The organism is Pedobacter sp. 01T416_2, from assembly GCF_056398925.1.
Genome location: NZ_JBFTQI010000115.1, coordinates 1 through 10424, shown reverse-complemented (window position 1 = coordinate 10424; position 10424 = coordinate 1). Strand labels below are relative to the sequence as shown.

Genomic DNA, 10424 nt, shown 5'->3' with positions numbered 1-10424 from the left:
CTGGTAAAGTACTTCAATAACGGTGGAGACAAACCTAAAGATAGCAATGTATACAGCGGTTTAATGGAACTGGCTATTTATTCGAGATTAGAAAATACGATTATTCACAGGGATGTGATAGATGCGATGATCCGTCAGCCCTTTAGTAATGAAACCAAGCCGTTTAAGCCCAGTTTTATTAGTGATAAAAGCATTGTGTACGCTGTAGATTACGATTTAGGTAAAAATGGCAAAGCTTATTTCGATACCGATACTGCCGATTACCATACCTCAACAGGAAAAAGAAGTGCAGGTAACCGTGGTCGGATTTACCGGAATGATGGGGTGGATATTGCAAAAGATTCTACCCAATACGAAAAGTATTATGTAAACCATATTGAAAAAGGAGAGTGGTTACAGTACACCGTAAATGTTTCGCAAAAAGGAACCTACACTTTAAAAATAAATGCTGCGGCAGATAATGTTTCAGGTAGAATGACCATTGTGATTGATAATAAAGTCGTAGCCAAAGATATTGCGGTTCCAAATACCGGAGATAATAAGAAGTTTGCAACCTTTGAGGTAAAGAACGTTGTTTTAAAGGCGGGCAAGCAAAAAATTAAGGTGCTGACAGATGCAGGGGGCTATAATTTTGGTTATATTCAATTTGTAAAATAAAAACAAAACATCATCTTGAAAGGCGTAAAACGTATCCTACTCATTTTGGGCGCAATTGCCATTGCGGTTGTTGTTCTTTCGAGATGCATGAATGTGACCGATCAATTGCCCACAGATGCAAGGGGCGAGGCTTATACCGGAGCGGCTACCTGTGTTAAATGCCATAAAGATTTATCGCAGTCTTATGCACATAGTCCGCATGGTTTAACTTCTAAGCCCGTGATAGATGCAACTTTATTAAAAATTTTCGCCCCTGATTCGAATAGTTTCCAATATGATGCAACCCAAAAAGTAGTAATAGAAAAGAGAGACAGCGGTATATTTCAGGTGGCTTATCACAATGGCAAAGCTGTACGTGCGCAAAAGTTTGATATGCAGTTTGGTTCAGGTGAAAAAGCCTATACTTATACCTATTGGCAAGGCAAGAAAATGTACGAACTGCCTTTATCTTACTTCGCTACTATTAAGAATTGGGCCATCAGCCCTGGTTTTCCAAAAGAAAGCTTTTATTATGATCGGGCGATAACGAGCCGTTGTTTAGAGTGCCACGCATCCTATGTAGCGACTAAAATCACACAAAAATCTACTTTTTCAAAAGTTGAGGAAATGGAAAAAGGCGCTGTTATTTATGGGATAGATTGTGAACGTTGCCACGGACCAGGTAAACAGCATGTTGTTTTTCATATGGAGAACCCTGAAGAAAAGACAGCAAAATTTATCACATTGTATAAAACACTTACCCGAAAACAAAAGATGGATGTTTGCGCTGTTTGTCATTCGGGCAATACTTTGGTGGCACAGCGATCTGTATTCGGCTTCCAGCCCGGCGACGATTTAGAGGCTTATTATTCGCAGGATTTTACAGGTTTTGGTGGTGGTAATATTGATGTACACGGTAACCAAAGTGCCATGCTAGAGGGCAGTAATTGTTATCGGAAAAGTGAAACCATGACTTGCCAATCCTGCCACAATACACACGAAAATATTAAAGGGAATTTAAGCCTCTATTCTCAGCGGTGTATCAATTGCCACAAAAGCACCAATCATAGCAAAGCCACTTTAGCTAAAGGATCGCTCAGTACCAATTGTATCGACTGCCATATGCCTAAAGAATCTTCAAAACTGATCACCTTTCAACAGGCGGGTAAAGATCATTTGAGCCCATACCGGTTACGCTCACACCATATTGCCATTTATCCCGTTATTAATAAGTAAAACCCAAACTTGTATTAAGAAATTCCCCACTATCCATTAATAGGACTTGGATTTCGTACATTTGGTTTCCACCTTAAAAAATTAGATAGTAGCCAATATGCTCATAAAACACTACTTAACTTTATTCCTCCTCCTTTTTCTCTCAACCTCTATTTTTGCTCAAAAGAAATTTACCCTTAGCGGTACCATCCGCGATGCAGGCACAGGCGAAACTTTAATCGGCGCTACAGTAAGGATTACTGGAGCTTCTACCGCAGCAACCCTAACCAATAATTATGGTTATTTTGCTTTAACACAGTCCGAAGGTACCTATACTGTGGCCGTAAGTTATACGGGTTATGCATCCATTGTTAAAACCATCAATTTAACTAAAGATACCAAGCTGAACGAAGAATTAAAAAGTGCAAACGATTTGGATGAAGTAACTGTAAGTGCCAATAACCGTAAAAACGAAAACGTTAAAAGTGCGCAAATGGGTTTGGAAAGGATCGATATGAAATCGCTTAATTCTATACCTGTACTGCTTGGTGAAAAGGATATCTTAAAAACCATCCAGCTGTTACCAGGCGTAAAATCGGGTGGTGAGGGGAATACAGGTTTCTATGTGCGCGGTGGTGCTGCCGATCAGAATTTAATTATTCTGGATGAAGCGGTGGTATATAACTCCTCTCATTTGCTTGGCTYTTTCTCCACTTTTAATGCTGATGCAATTAAGGATGTAAGTTTATACAAAGGTGGTATGCCTGCTCAGTATGGCGGTCGTTTATCGTCGGTTTTAGATGTTAAAATGGACGATGGGAACAATAAGGAATTTAAATTMCAGGGTGGGATCGGATTGATTGCCTCGCGTGTAAAAGCAGAAGGACCGATTGTAAAAGACAGGGGTTCTTTTATGGTGAGTTTCCGCAGAACGTATATCGATCTGTTTTTAAGGTCTTCGCCCGATTCGACTGTAAATGGGAGTACCTTAAATTTTTATGATATTAATGCAAAGGCAAATTATAAGATCAATGATAAAAATACCATTTATATTTCAGGCTATTTTGGCAAGGATAATATCGGCGTTAAAGACCTGTTCGAAAACAACTGGGGCAATGTAACCACCACCATCCGGTTAAACCATATTTTTAGCGACCGTTTGTTTTCGAATACCTCGTTAATTTACAACAACTATAATTATACCGTTCGCTTATTAAATGATGCGACCAACTTTAAAGCAACCTCACTGGTTCGGGATTTTAACTTTAAAGAAGATTTTCAGTATTTCAGCAACAAGCATACACTTCGTTTTGGTATCAATGCCACACAGCACCGTATTTCGCCGATTGATATTGATAGCGATGAAGCATCGCAGGTAAATTCGCTTACGCAGGAAAGGCGTTATGGCATAGAATCAGCAGCTTACATTTCTGACGAATGGGCCGTAAACGAACATTTAAACTTTTTATATGGTATACGTTTGGCTGCTTTTTCTTTAATGGGCCCCGGTAATTTTAGTACCTATGATGCTGATGGGAATACCCTGTCGACAGAAAATGTAGCCAAGGGGAAATTTCATAAAAACTACTTTAACCTGGAGCCACGTTTTTCGGTGAGCTATCTGTTTAATGAAGAAAATTCGATCAAGGCTTCTTATAACCGGAATACCCAGAACGTCCATATTTTAACCAACGCTACTTCCAGCTCACCAACCGATCAGTATGTATTGAGCAGTACCAATATTAAACCCGAAATTGCCGATCAGGTGGCTTTGGGGTATTTCAAAAATATTCAGGACAACAATTACGAACTCTCGGGAGAAATTTATTATAAGTGGCTCCAGAATCAGATCGACTATAAAAATGCGGCCGAATTATTGGCTAACTCAAATGTAGAATCAGAACTTTTATATGGAGTAGGCAGGGCTTATGGAATGGAGCTATTTTTTAAAAAGAAATTTGGTAAGCTGAACGGTTGGGTGGGATATACCTTATCGCGTACTGAACGTAAATTTACAGAACTCAATAATGGTAAATATTTTCCCGCACGGCAAGATCGTACGCATGATATTTCGTTAGTGGGTATTTACAACATGACCAAGCGGTGGACATTCTCATCGAGCTTTATTTACAGCACTGGTAATGCCGTTACGTATCCGGCAGGGAAATATACTATAGGTGGCCAGGCTGCTTATTATTATACGCAAAGAAATGCAGGCCGAATGCCTTATAATATGCGTTGGGATGTAAGTGCAACTTTAGAGGGGAAAGTGAGGAAGAAATATCAATCGAGCTGGAATTTTGGAATCTATAATTTATTGGCCCGGAAAAATCCTTATGCCATTGAATTTATTACTGATCCTGATCATCCAGGCAAAACTGCTGCCCAGCAAACTTCGCTGTTCGGTCTTATCCCTTCAATTACCTGGAACTTTAAATTTTAAAAGCATGAAAAAACTGATTATATACTTTTCGCTGTTTACTTTCTGTTTTACAGGCTGCAAGAAAATTATTCAAATTGAAACCGAAAATGCCGATCCTCAACTGGTAATTGAAGGTGTAATTAACGATTCGCTGATCGATCAGCAGATTAAGATCAGCAAAACCATCGGTTATACCGAAGCCAATATTTTTCCGAAAGTTTCGGGAGCAAGCGTAACTGTAACCGATAATAAGGGAAATACTTATGTTTTTAAAGAAGGCACAACACCAGGAACTTATATCAATAAAATGAAGGGCGTGCCAGGTGTTACGTATAATTTAAATGTTACTGCCGAAGGACAAACCTACACCGCCAGCTCAAAAATGCCCAATGTGGTTAAAATGGATTCGATAGGGGTGATTAAAAACTTTTTCTTTGGTCGCGAACGCAAAACTGCTGCTGTATTTTTAAAAGACCCGGTCAACGAAACCAATTTTTACCATTTTAACCTTTATGTAAATGATATTTTATCAGAACGTTTTTATGTAAATAACGATCGTTTAACAAATGGGAACGATTTAAGGATTCAGCTATTTTTTAAACCACCTACTAACGACCACGACAGTGATGAGTTGAATTCGAACGACAAGATTAAAATAGAAATGGAGTGTATCGATTCCAATATTTTCGATTATTGGTATGCTTTAAGTCAGCAATCGAACCGGGGGCCAAACCAGGGTACAACTCCGGCTAATCCAACTTCTAATATCTCTAACCAGGCATTGGGCTATTTTAGTGCCAATACTTACCAGATGTTATCAGCAACTGTGAAATAGTACCCATAAATAAGTCAATTGGTATTATCCAAAACACCTTAGAATTTTTAATGTTAAATAAAACATGAAAGTATTTATAAGTGGCAACATTGCTTCAGTTGGCATAAAAGAACTGGAAGAAAATAATATTTCGATTATCCAATGGAAAGAAAACCGACAGATTACAGCCGAAGAACTGATTGAAGCCTGTCAAGGCCAGGATGCCTTGATCAGCGTCGGGCCAAATAAGATTAATGCCCAATTTTTAAAGGCCTGTAGCCATTTAAAGGTTATTGCTTTACATTCTGTAGGTTACGATCAGGTAGATGTAGCTGCCGCCAAAAAATTAAATATTCCAATCGGAAATACGCCTGGTGTTTTGAGCGGCGCAACTGCCGACACTGCTTTTTTATTGATGCTAGCCGTATCGCGAAAGGCCTTTTTCTCGCACAAAAAAATCATTAAAGGCGAATGGAAAAACTATGAGCCATCACCCGAACTCGGAATTGAGGTAAATGGCAAAACGCTCGGTGTTTTTGGCCTGGGGAAAATTGGATTAGAGATGGCCAAAAAATGTAAGGCTGCCTACCAAATGGAGGTAATTTATCACAACAGATCGCGTAACGAAGAAGCTGAAAAAGAAATCGGAGCCAAATATGTTTCGTTCAAAGAGCTTTTGACACAAAGTGATGTATTATCTGTACATACTGCGCTAACGCCCGAAACTAAGAGTAAATTTACGCTTGATGTTTTTAAACAGATGAAACCCAATTCGATTTTTATTAACACGGCCAGAGGTGGTATTCAAAATGAAAAAGATTTGATCCAGGCGCTCGAAGAAAAAATCATTTGGGGAGCAGGTTTAGATGTAACCAATCCGGAGCCAATGGATAAAGATAATCCTTTGCTATCAATGGAAAGTGTTGCTGTTTTGCCACATATCGGCTCAGCTACCGAAGAAACCCGAGCGGCCATGGCACGGATTATTGTTAAAAATGTTCTGGCTGGTTTAAAAGGAGAGAAGTTGCCGTTTGAGGTATAAGAGGAGAATGAAAATTTTCTGTTGGGTTAATAGTTAATGGTTTATAGTCTGATGGCCATGATCCCTTAACTACTCAAATCTAAAATGGTTGATAGTCTGTTAGCTATTGGCTATGGACTATCAACCATTGGACTGCCTACACTAATCTATTTTACGGTGTACTTAAATACCGATCTTCCTAAATTTCCGTTAGCATCTATACCCTCGATAATTACTTTATACTGGCCTTTGCCATCTGCATTGTAATATTCGAAAGAAGTATTGCCCGTAGCATCGGTTACCACTTTAGGGTTCCAGTAAATGGTAGTTCTTAAATCATTGCGGTTCATGCTTGCAGGAACATCGTATTTTGGAGAATAGAACTGTTTTTCTTTGTTGTAACCCTGTGGTGAGAAAGTAAGTTCGTAGTATTTGGGTAGCATATCCATCAGCTGCGCTTTAGATATTTTAGTGCCTTTAGGTGCTTTCTTTTGATTGAATACAATAACCCCATTTACATTGTTTGCCCGGTTTACCAAGCCTAATTCATCTCTTAAAAATACCTCAACTGATTCGATCTGGTTGGCATCAAGCGTATTGATCTGGTTTACATCCACATTCATGCCATTGATAAAGATACCCATCGGGATTTTTTTGCCCTGGTTATAATCTCTGCTCACGTAGAAATTGTTATCTGCAAAAGTAACACCAGCCAACATGCCCTGTAAACAGTTAATCAGTAAACCACAACCTTTTAATCTATCTCCACTCACTTCATGGTCGGCCATTTGGCTAAGCCCGCTTAATGCCGGATAATCTTTATGGCTTACTTTTGGAACAACAGCTGCTTTAATGTTTACATCTTTTAAAGTGTGTAAATAAGCATATTGTCTTTTGCTGTTATCCAGGTAGCTGGTTAAAGCACTATCGATGTTTAAAACCTCTTCAGCAGCACTAAAGTTTCTCGTTAAAGAAGGAACAGGTGCACCGTTTAAGCTTAATGTCATGTTTTTATAGTTCATGTTGTACTTAGCGGTAATGGTAACTTTAGATGAATCGTTAAACATCAGGTTTTGGAATTTAAAATTCCCAACAGGATCTGTGGTAGCTTCTAAATTAAAACGTTTATCGGGAATGGTTAATAACAACGATCCTTTTCTAACCGGAATACCGTTATTCTGGCGTAAAATACCCGAAATTTCGATGCCTTGTTCGGGTAAGAAATCAATTTTAGGTAATTTATTGGCAATAATATCAGTGTATTTGAAACTGCGGTAGCCCTGGGTAAGTAACAATACATCTAAATCTGCGTTTTTCTTCGCATCGGGTGCATTAAAGTAATAATTTGCTTTTTCGATATAACCCTTAACATCGCTGCTTAATAATAGCCCTGTTAATATCGTACTGGTTGCGTCCTCACTTGATGGAACCTTCGACTCATCTACAACAGCTACCGAGAAGCTACCTTCTACAGGGGCGCCGTCTTTTTTAGCCGCCACATTTATTTTAACCTTTTTCTTGATTCCGTAAGTAGTTGCAGCACTGGTTAAAGTTACGGCCATGGTATTTTTATGCTGAACAAAAACCAAGCGTTCGCTTAAGGGTTTACCAAATTCATTAAATAAGGTAAACTGTGCAATTCCATTCGGGAATTTAGATTTAAGTACGGTCGTATTGTATTCTTTGTTTGATAATGCTGTTTGTGCACCATAGCAGATCACGCCTTTGCTCTGCGCAATTAAATAAAGCTTTTTGCCTTGGTTTTGCTCAAAGAAAGCATCATTKGCTGCAATTTTTATGGCCACATTATCGGCGCTGCTATTATCTATATTTATGGCAACACCATTTGCTGCCACTGCAGGCAAATTATAATTTTGAGTAGTGCCATCAGCATAAGTAACTGTCGCTTTGTAGGTTTTTCCAGCTTCGGCCAATAAGTTGAAACTGCCCATTCCTAAATGCTGAGCGGTAAAAGTAGTAACAGTTTTGCCATCGTTATCCGTTACTGTGCCTTTAGCGTTAATGCCCAAACCATCACTTTTAATGGCTTTAAAGGCTACCTTGTTGGTTAAGCCGGCAATTAAACTTCCACCTTCAGGGAAAAATTGAAAATCTTTGCTTACGATAGCGTTTTTAAGTTGAAAGCTACTGCTTGCCACATCTTTATCAGTTGTATTGATGCTGGTAATCAGTTCGCCTTTTTGTAATTGATATTCTGCCTTTTGTGCATTGCTCATGGCTATTGTTAAAAAGCCATTGGCATCTGTTGTGCCCCTTCCTTTGGCAATAACGGTATAACTGGTAACCACTTGCCAGCTTACATTTTTATTGGCATAAGGTTTATTATTGGCATCTTTAAATTGTACGCGTGCATCAATTTTTTCTAACTTATCAGTAGAGGTATTTTTATAAGTGATATGGGTTTTCACTTCCTTGTCAATGGCTTCCCCTACATAAAAAGTCTTGTTAAAATAAGCAGGATCTTCACTGTTTAGCATCCACAAAGTATAAGCCCTGATATGGTAGTTACCTTGTTTATAATTAATCTGATCTAAGGGGAAACTGCCGTAAGCAAAACCACCGGTAATGGGTAGTTTTAGGGTTTGGATAAGCGAATCTTTCTGATTGATCACATCAACATAAATGATCTTACTAATTGCAGATAAGAAATTCTGGTTTTCGGTAACATATGCTTTAAACCAAACCGTATCGGCAACGGCGTAATAGGGTTTATCGAAATGAAGATAAATTTTTTCTGCAGGATAATCGCTCAATACCTTATTCGTTTTGGTAATGATGCTGTTTATGCTAATGGTGTCGGTTTGTGCCGACGAAGAAAAACTTAGTGCTGATAGAAGTGACAGTATTATAAACGATAATCTAAAAATCTTCATGTATTGGATATTAAATGCTAAGCCCGTAAATATATCCAATTATAAATAGAGCACATAAAATGTGATGATGTTTAACATTTTTTTACAAAAGATTTAAGTTCATTGGTCATTAGTTCACTGGTTCATTCCCCGTATACCGTCCTCCTGAACTTGTTTCAGGATCTAATATGTGAGTACTTTTTAGGTTAACCGGTTAATTGTTTAAATCGGTTAATCGACTCCAAACGCCAAACTCCCAGCGCCAAACTAACTATTCTAAAACAAAACAAGCCGCTAAATAGCGGCCCGTTTTAAATATAGTGTTGTTTGCCTGTTATTTAAACTCGATCAAAAATTCTTCTTTAGGTGAACGTACTTTTTTAAGGTTTACCAACCAATCGCCAGCTTCATCCCTGTTTCCTAATGGCAATAGGGTAACACTTTTTAAGCCTTTTTTATCTAAACCTAAAAGTTCATCTAAAGCAGGGCCATTAAAGCCTTCCATTGGTGTGGCATCTACTTTTAACAAAGCTGCTTCTGCAATGGCAATGCCGAAACCGATATAAGCTTGACGGGCTGCATGGTTAAAGTTTTCTTCAGCAGTTCTGGATAATACCATGCCTTTTAATTGTGCTTTGTAAGCATCAGTTCCACTTTCTGGTAAGCCACGTTCAGCGTTCATTCTGCTAAAAACGGCATCAATACCTTCTTCAGTATAGTTCTCGTTGGCTGCGAAAATCAATAGGTGAGAAGAATCGATAACCTGCGATTGGTTATAAGCAATCGGTGCGATTTTCTCTTTTAACTCCTGGTTGGTTACCACAATCACTTTAAATGGCTGTAAACCAGATGATGTTGGTGCCAAGTGTGCTGCAGCAATAATTTTATCAACCTTTTCTTGTTCAACAGGTTGACCGTTCATTTTCTTAACGGCATAACGCCAGTTTAGGGCATCTATTAAGCTCATATTTTTGAAGATTTTTTTTAAATTTTATGAAGCAAATATGGAGATAAGGAACAAACCTATTGTTGATGTATGGTAAGAAAAATTTTTGTTTGGGCTCCGTTGGCTGAAGCCAGCGGTAAAGAGGAGGCTTAGCCGTTGACTTCAGTCAACGGAATAAGATGCGAAATAAAGAAACAGGATTGGTGTCTCACCGACCGAAATGGAAAAGAGCTTTATTAAAATTAGAAAATGAAAGGCTTGTGGTTCTTGGAGGTTTTCGGCCCCGCTTTGCGCTTTATACCGATGAAGGATCGGTATGTTCGCTGCAATCGGGTTTAGGAACAAGGGTTTGTGCGCCCTGCAACCCCCAAAATGAAAAACTGTTTTGGCCACTTAGCCCTGGTTAAAGCGTTACCCCAATGTCATTAAGTTAAGGAGAAAACAAAAAACATTGTCATCCTGAGCCTGTCGAAGGACAAATGTTTTATTTATTTCGA

Annotated in this window: 7 protein-coding genes; 5 read left to right on the top strand and 2 right to left on the bottom strand. The window is 38.7% G+C overall.

Annotated features, from left to right (window positions below; all coding sequences use genetic code 11):
* From AC1DPQ_RS07190 to AC1DPQ_RS07170, 5 genes are all read left to right on the top strand, one after another.
* Positions 1 to 657, top strand: a 657-nt coding sequence (locus AC1DPQ_RS07190; RefSeq protein WP_477608569.1) for a carbohydrate-binding protein, incomplete at its 5' end; no start/stop codon positions are given.
* A gap of 15 nt (positions 658 to 672) precedes the next feature.
* Complete coding sequence (locus AC1DPQ_RS07185) at positions 673 to 1872, top strand: multiheme c-type cytochrome (protein WP_477584832.1); 1200 nt, start codon at positions 673 to 675, stop codon at positions 1870 to 1872.
* Positions 1873 to 1969: 97 nt separating this feature from the next.
* Positions 1970 to 4294, top strand: coding sequence for a TonB-dependent receptor (locus AC1DPQ_RS07180; RefSeq protein ID WP_477608568.1), 2325 nt, complete (start codon positions 1970 to 1972; stop codon positions 4292 to 4294).
* Between the two features lie 4 nt (positions 4295 to 4298).
* Positions 4299 to 5108, top strand: coding sequence for a DUF4249 domain-containing protein (locus AC1DPQ_RS07175; RefSeq protein ID WP_477584830.1), 810 nt, complete (start codon positions 4299 to 4301; stop codon positions 5106 to 5108).
* 64 nt (positions 5109 to 5172) lie between these two features.
* Positions 5173 to 6129, top strand: a complete 957-nt coding sequence (locus AC1DPQ_RS07170) for a 2-hydroxyacid dehydrogenase (RefSeq protein ID WP_477608567.1) — start codon at positions 5173 to 5175, stop codon at positions 6127 to 6129.
* Between the two features lie 146 nt (positions 6130 to 6275).
* On the opposite strand, the gene AC1DPQ_RS07165 is transcribed toward AC1DPQ_RS07170, so the two are convergent.
* Both AC1DPQ_RS07165 and AC1DPQ_RS07160 read right to left on the bottom strand, forming a co-directional pair.
* Positions 6276 to 9002: a carboxypeptidase regulatory-like domain-containing protein gene (locus tag AC1DPQ_RS07165; RefSeq protein WP_477608565.1), complete on the bottom strand. Its 2727-nt coding sequence runs from the start codon at positions 9000 to 9002 to the stop codon at positions 6276 to 6278.
* Between the two features lie 313 nt (positions 9003 to 9315).
* Complete coding sequence (locus tag AC1DPQ_RS07160) at positions 9316 to 9948, bottom strand: nitroreductase family protein (RefSeq protein ID WP_057932199.1); 633 nt, start codon at positions 9946 to 9948, stop codon at positions 9316 to 9318.
* Between the last annotated feature and the right edge of the window lie 476 nt (positions 9949 to 10424).

Excerpts from the sequence above, each read along its gene's own strand:
- AC1DPQ_RS07175 (WP_477584830.1), top strand. The coding sequence starts at position 4,299 with ATGAAAAAACTGATTATATACTTTTCGCTGTTTACTTTCTGTTTTACA.
- AC1DPQ_RS07160 (WP_057932199.1), bottom strand. The coding sequence starts at position 9,948 with ATGAGCTTAATAGATGCCCTAAACTGGCGTTATGCCGTTAAGAAAATG.
- AC1DPQ_RS07170 (WP_477608567.1), top strand. The coding sequence starts at position 5,173 with ATGAAAGTATTTATAAGTGGCAACATTGCTTCAGTTGGCATAAAAGAA.